The sequence below is a fragment of the Enterococcus sp. AZ196 genome (assembly GCF_050498845.1).
GTDB classification, from domain to species: Bacteria; Bacillota; Bacilli; order Lactobacillales; family Enterococcaceae; genus Enterococcus_A; species Enterococcus_A murrayae.
Map to the genome: position 1 here is coordinate 1,138,614 of NZ_JBIPAM010000002.1, position 16,049 is coordinate 1,154,662.

Sequence of the window (16,049 nt, forward strand, 5' to 3'; positions counted from 1 at the left end):
AAGCTAATTGTTCTTTTTGCACAAAAAGTTGCTTCTTCTGGTCGAAATAACTAATTGACCCTTGTTTATCCTCGCCGCCTTGCCTATACTCTAGCTAGGAGGTTGTGCTATGAGAACGATACTTGATTTATTACAAATCCCGCGTTTTTCTGATCTGATTTTACTGACGAATGCAGAGTATGCGAACCTGCAGGTTGACAGTATTGAAATCAGTGAAACGCCAGATATTTCTTTCTATATTCCTGAAAAGACCTTTCTTTTAACCACTGCAATGATTTACAAGAACGATCAAAGTCAGATATTTGATCTGATTGATTCGCTTCAGGAAAAAAATGCGGCTGGTTTAGGGATCAAGGTTGGGCGATACATTGATGAAATCGAACAGCAGGTCATTGATTACGCCAATCAAAAGCAATTTCCCATTGTTCAAATTCCCATTTCGATCCCATTAGGCAGTCTGCTCCATCAAATGCTGAATTTATTGTGGGATAAACAGACAGAACAATTGAACTACGCCTTGGATATTCAGCGTCGTTTTTCAAATATGCTTGTAAATGATGTAAGTATTGCGCGTTTTATTTCTGACTTTGGCCGATTAATCAATACGCCGGTCATTTTAGTTGATCCTTATAAACGCGTTTATGCAGCATCCAAACACTTTTCAAAAACAACTAAGCCAGCAGAATATTATATTGACCAGGTCAAATTAGCCGATCCCAATTTCGTGAATAAGAAAGAGGATTCCATCTTGATCAAGGATTTGGATCAAAAAACCTTTTTGGTCTCTTATTTTTCGGTTGAGCATAATCATTATTTTCCACATTCGCTGGTCATTTTGAATCCGGAGAAGATTCCCTACCCTGTATCAAATTTTGCCTTAGAGCAGGCGGCCCTTGTGTTGTCCTTCATGCTGTATAAAAATCAAAAGATTCAAGAGTCCTACGATATTTTGAAAACGGATTTTTTGACTCGAATGATCGAAATTCAGCAAGCACCCAACCAAGAACCGCGCGATTGGCTTGATTCAGGGACGACCTATGGCCTGGTTAAAGCACGACATTATCGTGTAGTCTATGTTGCCTGCCAGCAAAAAGAGCCCTATCATTCGAAAATCAGGTATCAAGAGGAAGTCAGTCAAATAGGCTTTAACTGGTTGAGCGATAAGCTTGCTCATCATATTAAGGACGTTACCCTCTTTAAGGTCAAAGACACGGCTCACTATGCGATAGTGGTCCAGCACAAGCAGGAAAATCTGGAAAATATTCTAAAAACTGTAGCGGCGGATTTATTTGAACGTTTGGATATCCAGCTGCAATTTGGCATAGGAACGATCTATGACTCGATCGATGATATCGCGAAATCTTATATTGAAGCGAAAACGGCCTTTGAAGAGATGCAATTGCTCTCGACTCTTCCCTTGACCTATCAATACCAGCAAAAAGGGATGCGCAGTCTTTTTGAAAAAATGGGGCCATCGGATATTACCTATTTTTGTGAAATTACCTTAAAAGAGCTTGCCTACCCCAAAGAAGCATCTATGATCGAGCTGCGAAAAACCTTGAAATACTACCTCGATTTTCATTGTGAAATTGCGCGAACGGCCAAAGCGCTGTTCGTTCATCGAAACACGATTAAATATCGCATTGATCAATGCAACGAGATCATTGGCAAAAATATCCATGATTCTGGTGTCAGCCTTGACTTGCGTTTGGCCTTAGAGCTTTCGGAGGAGGACAATTTATAAAACATCTTCAGGTACACGAATAGCGGGGATATTACCCGACTATCCGTGTACCTGCTTTACCTAATAGAGCCTGGTCTGCTTCCTCTAAGGCGCAAATGATCGAGGTTTTTCCTTGGCGTGCAAAGTGAATCGCCGCTTCAATCTTCGGCCCCATGCTGCCGTCAGCGAAGTGACCGTCTTCAAAATGCTTTTGAGCAATTTCCGGCGTAATCGTTTCTAACTTTTCTTGATTTGGTTTGCCGTAATTAATATAGACGTTGCTGACATCTGTCAGCATCATGAAGACATCGGCATCTACCTGCTCAGACAGCTTCTTCCCTGTACGGTCTTTATCAATGACCGCTTCAATTCCGCTCAAGAGCCCGTTCTCTTTTCTCGATACAGGGATTCCCCCGCCTCCGCCGGCTACGACGATCGTATTTTGATTCAGTAAATTCACGATGGAATTGACTCCGTGGATCGTTAGAGGTCTAGGTGACGGCACAACTCGACGATACCCGCGCCCCGCATCCTCCATCATCTTCCAATTGCGTTCCTTCGACATTTTTTCTGCTTCTGCTTTTGTATAAAATACGCCGATTGGTTTGGTTGGTTTTTGGAAAGCTTCATCCTCCGCAGATACCTCTACCTGAGTTAAAAGTGTCACGACTTCGCTCGTCAACCCCTCCTCCTCAATCTTATTTTTAATGGTTTGTTCCATTAAATAGCCGATGAATCCTTGCGATTCCGCGTTGCAGACATCTAAAGGAAATGGTGGTACGATATTTTTGGCTTCTTCATTTTGCCGCAAAATATTGCCTACCTGCGGTCCATTACCATGAGTCACAACGATCTGGTAATCCAGCTTTTCAATCTTTGCGATCATATCCGCACTGGTCTTGATATTTTCCAGCTGTGCTTCAACTGTTTCCGATTGACCAGGTTTCAAAATCGCATTGCCGCCAAGAGCAATAACTACACGATTTGCCATGTTCTTTCTCCTCATTTTTTCTGAATGATTTCGTTGTTAACGCATGTGGTTCTACATAGGTTAACAACGATTTATTTTACTTTGTTCCGTAAATTTTCTTCTCGTTCACTCCGTGTGTTTTATTAAAATAGGCGAGGGTTCTTGTAAAACCTGCCAAGAAATCTGCTCCCGAGGTATGTCCTGTTTTCAAAACAGTGTGAATCGCATGTTGCAGCTGCCTGTTTGGATCAACTAATGCCTCTTGTAAGCTCAAAACAGATTGATTAAAGCGCTGATTCAAACTGCACAGCAGATAATGCTTACTGACATCCGTGGTCAAATCCTCCACCGCAGTCATTTTGGTGCGTAAATACGTTTGCAGCTTTTGATTTTGCTTATCCAGCAATAGACGAGCCGCTAAATGTCCGATGATCATATCATCGCCAGATGGCGTTAATCCGGGGCCGCGACCGATTAAAAAGTGCAGTGCCTGACGCTGCTGAGACAGCTGATCAGCGCACAAGGCATCGATTGCTGATACAAAGCGATGCTCACTAGCAAAAACCGCGTTCAAGCCTTCCTGATAGCCGGTCTCTTTTTCAAGTCTTCTGATGCAGCATTCATAGTCAGCCCATATAGCTGCGTCGATTTTTTTGGTTCTTCGACTTTGAAAGGTCTGATAGGTTTTTCCAGAAAGCAGCAATTGACTGTTTGTAAATCTAAGCGTTTGATTTTGAATAATCAAACAGTCATCTACGTTTATTTCCGCTGACAGCTGTTCAAAATCAGTCGCTCTTAAATAGATTCCGTTTGGGACAATGGCACTTTGTTCAGTGGAGACAACGGCTAAATGCTGACACGTCTCATCTTGAATATTAAAGCTGCGGCCAAATTTACTGTGTACCCGCCACCAGCTTTTAGGAAATGAACGGTTGTAGATTTCTTGATCCAAACAGCAGGACTCTATCAGCATCGCTTTCCTCTCCTTATTCGTTAAACCCTAATTTCTTCGCATAGGCTAAGACAGCCTTTTCAAAGCAATCGATTGGCGGTGTCACTGTGCCTGCGCCAATTTGTCCCAGACCAGCTTTCTTATTAGCAATTCCAGTATTAATAACTGGTAAAATGCCTGTTTCCACCACTTTTCGTGCATCGATTCCTAAGCAGATTCCTTTGAAATCCCAAGTTGGAACTGGGAAATTCGGATTGCTGTCAATACAGATTTCAGTCATTTCATTGCTGGTGTTCAAGGCATCGTAAAAGCCCCCTGAGCCGACAAAACGAGTAACCGCCGGAGCGGCGATCATTGCCATGCCGCCAACACCAAAGGTTTCTGTGATGGCGCTATCCCCCATATCCGGTGATGCGTCTGCCTCGCTGAAGCCGGAGAAGTACAGGCCTTTTGGTGTATTCACGGGACCTGTAAACCATTCGTCCCCCATTCCGGCGATACGGATTCCAAATTCATGGCCATTTCGGCACATTGCTGTAACGATTGTTCCTTCTTGGATTTTTCGTGCACCGTCCATTACGGCCTTTGCAGAGGCCATCATGATATTCAAGAAGAACTGATCCGTGTCCGCCAAAAATTGAATGACTTCCTGCTTTTCACTTTCGAATCCTTCTAATGAAACGATTGCCGGAGCAACTTCCTTCAGAAATGCCAGAGAGGCAGCGATATTTCGTTGGTGGAACTCATCCCCCATCGAAATTGCCTTGGCCACTAATACATTGATATTCAACCCGTTCTCCATGGTTTTTAACGCAGCGCTTAACACAGGCCCCAAAGTATTTTTCATCCAATGTAATCGATTGACGACCTCTTCTGAATAGGCTCCAAAACGTAGAACCGCACCAATACCCTCATTCATCGTACAGTATGCGCGATTGCCGTCGGTTTTGTTTTCTACTACTAGTACGGCCATATTGGCAGAGGTAATCCCTCCCATTGGCCCCACCGCATCCACGTGATGACAAGGGATGAGTGTTACTTCGCCGGACGCTAGCTGCCGCCGAACGTCTTCTTCAGTTTCGCCCCAGCCTTCAAACAATGCCGCCCCAACACACGCTCCTTGAATAGGATCGATCATTTGATCATAGCGAATCGGCGGTCCTGCATGCAGCAAAACCTTTCCTTCATTTAATTCAGTAATGACTGTCTTGGCGGGTACTACGTCTAGTAGGAACGGAGAACCAGCTACAATTTTTGCGGCGACCGCTTGGTTTGCTTCATCAATTGTTTTATACACGTTTCATTCTCCTCCTAATTCAATATTGCCTTATTCAAAAATTGCAATGCTTTTTGCAAGGTGATATTCCCACCTGCCACCGGCTGCCAATCAAATTGGACGGCTTTGCCGTTATGACTGGTGATTGCGTCAGAAAAACTGCGTAAGCCAATGTTGATAAAGGCATCATTTGTTAGAAGACGTAGCATCTCTTTTGAAGGAGCTGCTGAAGCTTTCCCGCTGTTTTTCTTTGGTAAGATCTTTCTTTCAGGCAATGTCAATGGATGGCCAAGGATCAATAGTGCCATTTTGACTGCTTGGGCGTTACTATCACAAAGAACGACACCAGCATCTTTCAGAATATTCTTCTGTTCAGCCATATCTTGCGGATCTTCATCCGTACCGACGATCGTTGCGATGACCACCAATTCTCGGCCGTCAGACGCCGCTTTTTCTTTGATTTCCTTGATAGTGGGCGCCAATTCGTTTGCCATATTCGCGTGCGAGCCGTATCCTAAAACATCATCTAACAGGATTACCGCTGTTGTTGGTTCATCCGCTGCTTGTGCCAGCATTTCTTGGCGTTTGCTTGGGTCGATCATTGGGTGTGGTTTGCCTTGCGTATAGATATCATCGCCTAAATCAATGATTTCATGAACACCGTCTTTTAAGATAAAACCATCTTCTGCCTTCTGATCATCCTTTAACCCTAGCGCTCGCTTCATTAACATAGCGGCTTCATAAGCTAACGTACCGCCAGAATACAATCCTTTGATCCCAGTTTGCTCTGGGGTAAATTGATAACCTGGATCAGCTAAAGCGGTATTTTTCTGCACTACGTCTTTGCCTTGCATTAATTGAACAGCTATTTCAGCAGCTTCTTCCAAGGTATAGGCTCGGTATAGATTTTCCTCATGATCGGTTGGTTCTTCTCCTAAAAAGATGGTAACAACTGGTTTAGAAGAGCCTCTTAACAGCTCCAAGACCTCATCACGAACGCTTGGGGCAGGCGGTTTTGAGATCACCACGATAACTTTTGTATCTGGGTCCTGCTCCAGTGTTGCGACACTGTCTTTTAAGGTGATTCCGCCAACCTCGGCTTTTAAGTCGCGTCCGCCGGTGCCAATTGCGTTAGTTACACCGCCGCCTAATTTATGAATCAGTGTTGTCACTTCCTGAATCCCGGTTCCGGAAGCGCCCACGACTCCGATACTTCCTTTACGGACAGCATTGGTAAAGGCTACAGGAATACCATTGATGATCCCTGTACCGCAGTCAGGCCCCATCAGCAGCAGCCCTTTTTCGTGAGCCAGCTGTTTCAGACGAACTTCGTCTGCCAGCGCGACATTGTCGCTAAAGCAGAAAACGTGCTTGCCTTCATTCAAAGCGTGTTCAATTTCTACTGCCGCATGCGTTCCTGGAATAGAAAAGACTGCAACGTGGGCCTCTTGACCAAGCTCTAACGCCTTATCCCAGGTTTTTACTGTCTCTGTCCCCTTCTCATTTCCGCCTTTGCTTTGTTCGGCTAGAAATTCGTCAATCGTACTTAATACGTCTTGAATTAACTTTTCGTCTTTATCTCGAATGTCTAAAACGATTGCCATGTCATTGGAGGATGCTTCTTCCAGTTCTGGAGTGTAAAGTCCGCCAGTTTTGAAAATGTCCTTATTAGCGGGAGTCCCCATCATAACCGAAGCCTTCTTCACTCCAGCCAATGTATTTAATCGATTCGTTAGCAGCATCAATACGATCGAATCTTGATAGCTATTTTTCTGAATAATCGTGTGTAACACTTGATTCCCTCACTTTCTGTTACTTAGTTGCAAAACTTCCAGTTTCTCCGTATTGATCGAAATGGATGGTAGTACTTTCCAAATAGTCTAATACGCGTTTCGTGACAGGAATTCCCTCAGCCATATACTGATCGTATTTGACTTGATTTGTCTCGCCTGGATAATAAACCTGCTTAAAGCCAGCTGCTGGGGCGATGTCATGCAGCTCTTCGATCATGGTCTCAATGTTGTGTTTAAAGCTAGGCAGATCCGTGAAGCGTCTTGGATCAATCAGAATGAATAGTTGTCCAAGATTTCTTTTTTCCGTCAGATCGCTATACATAGAAGAAACATTTTTTCCAAATGGAAGGCCTAAGAGCATGCCCGATAAGACATCCACCATCATCATTAAGCCAAATCCCTTAGGTCCGGCCATTGGCAGCAGGCCATTCACCTCATGAGGATTCGTTGTTGGTTGTCCATTCACATCCACTGCCCAGGTATCTGGGATGTCTTGATTTTTTGAACGGGCGTCCAAAATTTTTCCCCAAGCCTGAACAGTTGTCGCCATGTCAAAAACAACCGGAGCCCCGTATTCTCTAGGTGCCGCAAAGGCGATTGGATTGGTTCCAAAGTAGTTTTCTGAACCGCCAAAAGGAACTACCATCGGGTCAGACTGGCACATAGAAATGGCGATTAGGTTCTCTTCTGCGGCACGTTTTACATAATAGGAAAGCGCACCGCAATGACTGATTCGCTTCACACCAACAATCGCTGCCCCAGATTCTTTCGCCTGATCGATCGCGTATTCCAACGCTCGCAGCGCGACGTATTGGCCGACGCCATTATCTCCATGAACGATTCCTGTACTTGCGCCGGTTCGTTCAAAGGTAATCTGAGGATCGGTCGTTACTCCGCCTTTTGCTATACGTTCTGCATAGTAATCGACACGCACCGCTCCGTGAGAATGGATACCGCAAGCATCCGCAAAAACTAAATGTTCCGCCACTGTATCCGCATGTTCCTCTTTCAAACCGGCTTGTATCAATTTATCTTGAATCAACTCATGTAATCTTACTGGTTGAACAATCATTGTTTCTTCCATCGTACAAACTACTTCCTTTTTCTAAATTTCAGGATCACGGTTGCAGTCCTTTGAGTAAACGTATTTTAATGGCTCATCTCTGCCAACTGCGTACGCTGCCTGATGAACGTAAGCGCTCATAAAGATGTAATCTCCTTTTTCTACTGGCAGCCAATCATTGTCTAAGTTGTACATTCCTTTTCCAGAAAGCAGATACGCTCCGTGTTCCTGATAATGTGTCTCAATATAGCCGTGACTTGCGCCAGGCTCAAAAGATAAGATATGGAAATTCATGTCAAAGCCGAGATCCTTCGGTAAAAAGTCCCAAAGCAGTACATCTTTCATGCCCTCATAGTGGATCGGCTCAATTTCGTTTACATTACCGACTACTTTATAGGCATTGTGTCCTTCTAATGGCTGGTAGCGTTTCTTATATAAGAAAAATTCTGTGTCTTCTTCCTGTGCATTCGCTAAAAACATTTTTTCTCCAGCGGGCAAGTAAACATAGCCGCCAGAGAGGATCGTATGACTTTCCTTGCTGTCGCTTACTTCCAGCTTTCCATCGATCACGTAAACTAAGGTCTCGATGCCGTCGCCGCCGAAGCCGAGCGCATTTTTACCACCTTGATGGAAAGTCATGATGTAATCTACAAAGCTCGCACCAAGTTTCGTGGAGCCTAGAATGGAACAATCGCAATTTTCAAATCCCGGTATCACATTGTTGACCAAGCCTTCATGCGGAAGAACCGCGTAATTATTCTTTTTGATAACAGCTCTTGATTCTAATAAGCCGTCAATATAGCCGATATGATTATTTTTGTACCCCATATTCTTCCCTCTTTCCTACTCTTTATAGGCCAATTCGTAGAGTGCTTGTGCTAATACCTCGACGCCGGCAACCAGGTCTGCTAAGTCAGTCGCCTCTGCTGGATTGTGGCTGATTCCCTTAATGCTTGGCACAAAGATCATCGCAGTCGGATAATGCGGTGCGATGACTTGAGAATCATGACCAGCGCCACTATGCATCACTTTGTATTTCTTTTCTTTGGTTTTTGCAGCACCTTCTACGACTTTTACTACGTCAGCATCCATTGGAACGGGCGCTTCATTCATCCATAAATCGATCTCCAACTCTAATTCAAGCTCGTTGGCGACCTTTTTCATATACTCCTCAGCTTCTTTGGTAAATCGCGTCAGCTCCGCAGCATCTGTGTGGCGGCAATCCATTGTAAATAGGACTTCGCCTGGAACAACATTGACAGTATTAGGTTTAGGTTCAACCTTGCCAAAGGTCACCACTAGCGGATCCCCTTCTGCGAATGCACGATCGATGATTCCTGAACAGATTTTGGAAAAACCGTAGACAGCATCCCGACGATACCCCATTGGCGTTGTACCAGCGTGATTGGCTTCACCTTTTAAAACAAAGGTATAGCGTTTTTGGCCTGCGATATTATTGACAACACCGATTTGCAGCTTCTCATTTTCTAAGACGTTTCCTTGTTCAATATGGATCTCTACAAATGCTTTGATATCGTCACGTCTGGCATTCGCTTCCTCAGAGAAATCAAAGCCTTGGCGGCGCATTTCATCAACGAACTTCAGCCCTTCAGAATCAGCAATCTCTTCAACCTGTTCTCTCGAGGCCTCCCCTACGAAGTTTTTACTTCCCCAGAACACAGTCGGAAAACGGCTGCCTTCTTCTTCGGCCATTGAAATGACTTCTAATGAACGCAAAGGCTTGCCGTAGGTTTCAAGTAATTGCTGGATGGCTAGGTAGGCGGCCATCACACCAAATTGTCCATCTAAGGTACCGCCGTTGACGACAGTATCGATATGGGAACCAGAAAGGATCGTTTCCTCCGGATATTTTGTTCCAGCTACGCGGCCAAATAAATTTCCGATCGCATCATAGGAAGTCTCTAATCCGATTTCCTGCATTTTGCCTTCAACAAATTTTTGTGCCTCTAGCCAGGAATCTGAATAGAGCAGCCGTGTCATACCACCGGTTGGATCGCTGCCTATTTGGGATAATGCGTTGATTGTAGTATCTAATCGTTTTTCTAAAGTCATTCCATGGACCTCCTTTATCTAGTAACCTCATTGTAAGCGCTAATAGTTCGAACTTCATTGTTCATAAGTGACAAAAATTGATATCCATTTGTGCTAAAGCACTGTGAATTCCTGCTAATCAAATCATTATAATGAAAGTAGAAAGAAGGAATCTTATGAGAAAACAGCAATTTATCTATAAAACCTGGAAGGAGCTCCTATTGAAGGTCTCCTTTTTTCCAGCAACAGCGACAGAGGCAAAGGATAAAACAATTCTCTATTTTCATGGCGGCGGGTTTCTTTTCGGGGATCGTGAGGATCTTCCTGAAGCGTATCTGGCGCTCTTTTTAAAAAACGGCTTTCATGTTTTAGCATTTGATTATCCGCTTGCACCTGAGACCCCATTAAGAGAAATTGTTCATTGCTTAGAAGCAGGGGTTCACTGGTTTTCAGAGAATTATCAGTCTCGACTGAATCTATTAGAACCAGGTTTTTTCTTATTTGGCCGGTCAGCTGGCGGCTGCTTGGCTTCTATTTTGACTGCTAATCATTATCAACACCAGCTGGGGCTGATTCGTTTTTACGGGTATCATCATTTTGATCATGAGGAGTTCGTTTTACCAAGCCCGTTTTATAATCATTATCCTAAGGTTCCCCCTCTAACCGCACAGCAGCTTATCCAAAATCAACCGACTGTGGTTAGCGGAGTGGCCGAAAGATTTCCCTTGTATCTTTCAGCTAGGCAGTATGGGAATTGGCTCAGCTATTTAGGACCAAAACTCAATGAATTGACGGTCAATGACAAACAATTAGAGCAGTTTCCGCCTGTCTTTATGGCTCATTGCAGGAAAGATCCAGATGTTCCGATCGTTTCGTCCCAACAAATGGCAGCTGCCGTTAAGCAATGTACTTTTCTAGAGTTGGATAGGATTGAACACGACTTCGATCGAGAGAAAAATCCAACGGCAACTGACATTTATCAGAAATTGCTTGATTGGCTTGAGGAGCATATACGAAACAGAAAGTGATTTTCGACGCAAAAAAAGTTCCGATTCTACTATTATATATAGTAAAATTGGAACTTTTTATTTTAAGGCTGAAGCGTTGATTCCTTCACGCTGTATTCTCAACTATATTCGGCAATAAATTGATTGATGGTTTCTGCTACTTCCTCTGCACTGGAGCCAATCGCGGGATGTCCCGGCTTCTCAAAAAGTTTGAATTGCCCCTGTACCACTTCACCGACGATTGCTTGATACTCCCGTTCGATATTCGGCCGAATCATCTCGTCCCTTTTCGTAGCGGTCAAAAGCAGAGGCGCTTGCAAAATTTGCAGAGAATCAAAGAACAGTTCTCTGCGTGAGACGATCAGCCGCCACATGGAATCTGTATCTCTTTCGACGACCTCTTTCCAATCCTCGCCAATACACCAATGATAAAATTGAGAGGCTTCCGGATCTGCCAGCGTTGTCGAGCGCTCTGCCAATAATGCCTGGTCAAAACCGTCATGAAAAGTACGACCGTCAAAGCTGTCGGCGGTGACAGTGGCGATAAGATCTGGTCTCAAAAAAGCGGTATTGATCGCTACCCAAGCCCCACCGCTTGTTCCAACCAGATTTACGTCGCTGAGCGCTAAGTGCTCTAGCAGGGCGATTGTCTGCCTCGCTTCGTCTTTCCAAAGTTCTGTTGGAAATTTATCTAACCGATCAGAGCGTCCATAGCCTAAAAAATCAATCAAGACGACCTGAAAGTCGGTGTAAAGAGGCAGCATAGGAGTAAATAATTTTGAAGACGAGGTATTTCCATGCAAAAAAACGAGTGGCTTTCCTTCTCCGATTGTCTCGTAAAAAATGTTCTTTCCCTGATAGCTGAAAAAGCTCATTCCAATCCCTCCTTAGTGCTTGATCCATTCATTTTTAGTATAGCAAGAAAAGCGAAACAGAATGCTCCCTGGCTTCAACAAAAAATTTATGGATCTATAAAGAAAATGGGTTGAGTTTTTTCGTAGAGCCGTTCTCCTTATAGTTCTTTTTCTAAGCGCATTTGTTTGAAAATTCTGATTGAGAAGATCGCGATTAAAATAGTTATGGTCGCTGTCCCAATGATTAATGCAATCAGCATTTCTCCAGAAGCGACTGCCGCAAAAGCACCATACATCACTTGTCCTAAAGGCACCGCCAGTGTAGTGACGATCATGACTAATGACATGATCCGACCAAGCAAAGCCTGATCAGAAACTAATTGGATATAGACAATTAATTGTACTGAAACCACCGTAACTACCGCCATTGCACCGGCCACAAGGATCGTCATGACCCAGAAAGCGGCTGTTGGATCTTGAATCAAGCCGAATGGAATCACTAATAGCCCGAAGAGAATCGCCACTAAAATCAAATTCTTGGTAATACTCGTTTCATTCAAACGATTGGCAATGACCCCATAAATGACGGTTCCCAACAAACTGCCGATGGCAAAAATCGTATTCATTAAGCCATATTGCGCGTCACTGACACCTAATTGGATTCGAGAAACATAAGGAATGATCACTTGAATAAATGATGCTAAGAAAAAGTTTAGCAGAAATGCGACTACCGCAACTTTTACAATTACCTTTTGGGCCTTCAAATAGCTGGTTACTTCCTTTAAATCTCCCGCAACGATTTGTAAAAGCGTCCCCTCCACCCCTGCTTGTGGTTGAACAGGGATACTCAGTACGATTTCACAAAGGATCGCCAGCAGGAATAATACTCCAGTGATCATAAAAATCTGATATACCGCGTCAAAACGATAGATGATCCCGGCAATGATTGGACCCAAAACTGTCCCCAACGTTCCGATTGAGCTGATGATGCCGTTTGCTCGCGGAATCTCTTCGGCTGCACAAATGACTGGAATGGCGGATTGAACGACCGGCGTTTCAAAGGCCGAAACCATTCCGATGATTACCGTTAGTATACCGATTGCAGTAACCGGATCGGCTAATCGCGTAACGAGGAACAAGCCAACAGATAAAACAAGATACAGAAAATCCATCAGCAGCATCAGATTCCTTTTCGGCAAACGATCCGCTAATACACCGCAAAAAGGCAAACAAATTAACCGACCTACAATGGATAACGAAGCGATCACGCTAAATGTAAAGGCGGATTTAGTAATATCTAATACGTACAAGGAAATGACAAACTGGACGATCGTGGTCCCTAAAACGGAAAATAGTTGACTTCCGATCAATAAGTTAAAATTTTTATTGTTTTTCATACTATACCTGCTTTCTTAAACTGTAAGTGGCGATTTCAAAAACGAATGAGTTAACTGAGCAAAAAGGTTAAATAATTACATACCTACCGTTGGTATCTATTGGTCTAAAAAAAATAGCTGATTAGTTGCTATCTTTTTTAATGTATTCAAACATTTTATTTGCTTCTGTGACAAGCTGTTCATTAAAAATCGGAACACCGATTTCATCAAAGATTTTTTTGGTGAAAAGAAGTTTTCGCTTAAGCTGCTCTTCTGTGTAGACAGTCAGGTGCAACCCGATCCAGGTATTCAAATGCATCATCAAAACGTCAGCAACTTCTTCGGGGTATTCTGTATCGATGGAACCGTCCCTAATCCCCTCTTCTACGATTTTCTTAATCTCTGGAATGACTTCGTTGAACATCGAGAGAAATTGTTCTCCAATAAATCGCGGGCTTCGTAAGGTAACCGCGGCTGAGTAATTCAGCTTCATGCGGGAATAATCTGTGAAGGCGTCTAAGATCGCGTTTTGCAATTTTTCCAAGCCTGTATTTCCTGAGTGCTTTTTCAAGCTTTCTTCAGCTGTTTCTGCCGGTTCAATGATCGTTTCGAAGATTTCAAACTTCGAACGGAAATGCTGGTAAATGGCACCCTTTGTCATTCCACCTAAGCCATTCACGATATCTTGGATGGAGGTATTATCATACCCTTTCTCCAAGAATAATTTTTCAGAAACAGTTAGAATCTTTTGTCGGGTCTCTTCTGGATTTTTTCCTCTAGCCATCGGTTCAGCTCCTTACATACCATTGGTATCTATTTAGAATATACGTGAATCGAATCGTGTTGTCAAATTGTTTTAGTAAAAAAATTTAGCAGCGAGTCTTTTTAGAGTTCATTTTGATTCACTGATTAATAGAAAAGGATTGTCTTTTTAGCAGCCAAAACCCTTTAATCATCGCATGTAAAAGCTTTTTTACCTAACTTTTTCTCGCAGGGAAAAGACTTTTGCTTTATGCTAGAGGAAAGATTGATAGTATTTGAGGTGTAGATATGGATGTTGGACAACGATTAAAGGAACGAAGAAACGAATTGAATTTAACACAGGATTATGTCGCTGAAGAGCTGGGGATTACCCGGCAAACGATGTCAAACTGGGAAAATGGGAGAAGCTATCCGGATATTGAACGAATCATTCGCTTATCGGAAATTTATGGCTTGTCTTTAGACGAATTATTGAAAGGAGATCAGGAGATGGTCAAGCATTTACAAGAAAATACGGTCGTTAATCATTTTCTTAAAATTTTTATTGCCATGCTTTCAGTCAATTTCTTATTGATGATGGTTCTTTTGCTCAATCAGAGAATGAGCGAACCTTTTTTATTGATTCTTTTTGCTTTGATCGGCGCCAACAGCCTGTCACTTTTCTACCTGATCATTAAAAAAATTTAGGAGCTGAATAGTATGAATCAACTACTGATAATGATTTTTCTGATGGTTTTACTGCTAATGACGGCTGGCTTTTTGTGCTACTACGTTTTTACCATGGTCATGCTGGATGCTAAAAGCCGTGGAATTAAAAATCCCAGATTTTGGTCTATCATTGCTACCGGAGGACAAAATGGCGGCGGCCTGCTGCTCTATCTTTTTACTCGGCGAAAAACGATCAGTAAAATGAACTCGGCCGAGACGGCTGACTTTCTTAAGCTTAAGCGCAAGATTTATTGTTTATTAGCTGTGATGTTCTTTCTCTTTCTGCTGTTTGTAGTAGTTATTTTCCGATTCAAGTAAAAAAGCGCCCCACATGTATCGACCTCCAGAAGCTGGATTTATGCTCTAACTTTTTGGAGGCCTGGCATGAAGGGCGCTTTTTGTGGACTATTCTTGTTTTTGTAGTGCTGCTCTTTTCTCCAGCTCCAGCAGATACTGCTTTCGTTCTATACCGCCAGCGTATCCGGTCAGGTTTCCATCACTTCCGATCACTCGATGACACGGAATGACGATCGCCATTTTATTTGACCCATTTGCTCGGCCGACCGCTCGAACCTTATTTTTATCTCCCAAAAGAAGAGCGATATCCCGATAGCTTAAGGTTTTGCCGCTGGGAATTGTTTCTAAGATTTTCCATACTTCTTTTTGGAATGGCGAACCGTCATAAAACAACGGCAATGAGAATTCAGTCCGTACGCCTTGGAAATACTCGCCTAATTGTTCCTCCACCAGCTGATTAACGGCTGTTTGCCCATAAATGATCCGAAAATTGTATTTTAATCGGAGCTGTTCGATTTCCCGCTCCAACCCTCGCCGATCTTCAAATTCCAGTAAATACAGATAGTCATCATCACTTAAGCTAAGCATCCGTCCGATCGGAGTTGAAATAAAGGAAGCATTCAGCTGACGTGCGGCGACCTTCTTTGCAGGATTCCCCATGATTTTGGTGAACGCATCGTTAAATCCGCTAGAGGATTCATAGCCTGCTTCTAGCTGCTGCTCAATCACTTTGCTTCCTCGCCGAATCTCTTTAAATGCCAAACCCATTCGGCGCGCACGTGCATATTGAACAAATGTCATCTTGTAAACCTCTTTAAATTTTCTGCGAGCTGTGGCCGAATTTAAACCGATCGCCGAAAAATCAGCCTCCTTCCAGCGCTTTTCCGGCTGCTCCTCTACGGCATTGACCAGCAATTGCACCTCTTCAGGAATGGCTTGCGGAAATGATAGAGGCTGACAAATTTTACATGGACGATATCCTGCCAGCAAGGCTTCTTCTGCTGTTGGATAAAATTCACAGTTTTCAAATTTAGGTTTGCGGGCACGGCACGTTGGATGACAAAAAATTCCGGTGGTCTTGATTCCGGCAAAAAAGATTCCATCATAGTTTCGATCCTTTTCCTTTAAAGCATGATAGTATTCTTCGCGCTTTTTCTTTGAAGTAATCATTCTTCCTCTCTCCTCTTGCAATGTTTTTACTAGTAAAGTATATCTC

At 43.3% G+C, this 16,049-nt stretch carries 15 protein-coding genes; 4 read left to right on the plus strand and 11 right to left on the minus strand.

Going from position 1 to position 16,049, the window contains the following annotated elements; translation table 11 throughout:
* Positions 1-109 precede the first annotated feature (109 nt).
* Positions 110-1,744, plus strand: a complete 1,635-nt coding sequence (locus tag IGI67_RS23110) for a PucR family transcriptional regulator (RefSeq protein ID WP_429959484.1) — start codon at positions 110-112, stop codon at positions 1,742-1,744.
* A 31-nt stretch (positions 1,745-1,775) separates the two neighbouring features.
* On the opposite strand, the gene arcC is transcribed toward IGI67_RS23110, so the two are convergent.
* The 7 genes from arcC to allC form a co-directional block, all read right to left on the minus strand.
* Positions 1,776-2,714 carry a carbamate kinase gene (gene arcC, locus IGI67_RS23115; RefSeq protein WP_207108245.1) on the minus strand — a complete coding sequence of 313 codons (939 nt, stop codon included), beginning with the start codon at positions 2,712-2,714 and terminating at the stop codon, positions 1,776-1,778.
* Positions 2,715-2,790: 76 nt separating this feature from the next.
* Entirely contained in the window at positions 2,791-3,666 is an 876-nt protein-coding gene (locus IGI67_RS23120; protein ID WP_429959485.1) for a DUF2877 domain-containing protein, read from the minus strand.
* A 13-nt stretch (positions 3,667-3,679) separates the two neighbouring features.
* Positions 3,680-4,942, minus strand: coding sequence for a DUF1116 domain-containing protein (locus IGI67_RS23125; RefSeq protein ID WP_429959486.1), 1,263 nt, complete (start codon positions 4,940-4,942; stop codon positions 3,680-3,682).
* A gap of 14 nt (positions 4,943-4,956) precedes the next feature.
* The gene (gene fdrA / locus IGI67_RS23130) at positions 4,957-6,714 is read right to left on the minus strand and encodes an acyl-CoA synthetase FdrA (protein WP_429959487.1); all 1,758 of its coding nucleotides are present in this window, start codon (positions 6,712-6,714) and stop codon (positions 4,957-4,959) included.
* 19 nt (positions 6,715-6,733) lie between these two features.
* Complete coding sequence (gene allD, locus IGI67_RS23135) at positions 6,734-7,798, minus strand: ureidoglycolate dehydrogenase (protein ID WP_429959488.1); 1,065 nt, start codon at positions 7,796-7,798, stop codon at positions 6,734-6,736.
* Between the two features lie 21 nt (positions 7,799-7,819).
* Positions 7,820-8,605, minus strand: a complete 786-nt coding sequence (gene allE, locus IGI67_RS23140; protein WP_429959489.1) for a (S)-ureidoglycine aminohydrolase — start codon at positions 8,603-8,605, stop codon at positions 7,820-7,822.
* Positions 8,606-8,620: 15 nt separating this feature from the next.
* Positions 8,621-9,850, minus strand: a complete 1,230-nt coding sequence (gene allC, locus IGI67_RS23145) for an allantoate deiminase (protein WP_429959490.1) — start codon at positions 9,848-9,850, stop codon at positions 8,621-8,623.
* Between the two features lie 155 nt (positions 9,851-10,005).
* On the opposite strand from allC, the gene IGI67_RS23150 reads away from it, so the two are divergent.
* Positions 10,006-10,857 carry an alpha/beta hydrolase gene (locus IGI67_RS23150; protein WP_429959491.1) on the plus strand — a complete coding sequence of 284 codons (852 nt, stop codon included), beginning with the start codon at positions 10,006-10,008 and terminating at the stop codon, positions 10,855-10,857.
* A gap of 98 nt (positions 10,858-10,955) precedes the next feature.
* Here IGI67_RS23150 and IGI67_RS23155 read toward each other — a convergent pair whose 3' ends face one another.
* From IGI67_RS23155 to IGI67_RS23165, 3 genes are all read right to left on the minus strand, one after another.
* Positions 10,956-11,711, minus strand: a complete 756-nt coding sequence (locus tag IGI67_RS23155; protein ID WP_429959492.1) for an alpha/beta fold hydrolase — start codon at positions 11,709-11,711, stop codon at positions 10,956-10,958.
* A gap of 137 nt (positions 11,712-11,848) precedes the next feature.
* The gene (locus IGI67_RS23160) at positions 11,849-13,087 is read right to left on the minus strand and encodes an MFS transporter (RefSeq protein ID WP_429959493.1); all 1,239 of its coding nucleotides are present in this window, start codon (positions 13,085-13,087) and stop codon (positions 11,849-11,851) included.
* 121 nt (positions 13,088-13,208) lie between these two features.
* Positions 13,209-13,850 carry a TetR/AcrR family transcriptional regulator gene (locus IGI67_RS23165; protein WP_429959494.1) on the minus strand — a complete coding sequence of 214 codons (642 nt, stop codon included), beginning with the start codon at positions 13,848-13,850 and terminating at the stop codon, positions 13,209-13,211.
* Between the two features lie 266 nt (positions 13,851-14,116).
* Between IGI67_RS23165 and IGI67_RS23170 the strand changes: the two genes are divergently transcribed.
* Both IGI67_RS23170 and IGI67_RS23175 read left to right on the plus strand, forming a co-directional pair.
* Positions 14,117-14,515, plus strand: coding sequence for a helix-turn-helix domain-containing protein (locus IGI67_RS23170; protein WP_429959495.1), 399 nt, complete (start codon positions 14,117-14,119; stop codon positions 14,513-14,515).
* Positions 14,516-14,527: 12 nt separating this feature from the next.
* Positions 14,528-14,854, plus strand: coding sequence for a hypothetical protein (locus tag IGI67_RS23175; RefSeq protein WP_207108233.1), 327 nt, complete (start codon positions 14,528-14,530; stop codon positions 14,852-14,854).
* 87 nt (positions 14,855-14,941) lie between these two features.
* Here IGI67_RS23175 and IGI67_RS23180 read toward each other — a convergent pair whose 3' ends face one another.
* Complete coding sequence (locus IGI67_RS23180) at positions 14,942-16,003, minus strand: bifunctional transcriptional activator/DNA repair enzyme AdaA (protein WP_429959496.1); 1,062 nt, start codon at positions 16,001-16,003, stop codon at positions 14,942-14,944.
* Positions 16,004-16,049 lie beyond the last annotated feature (46 nt).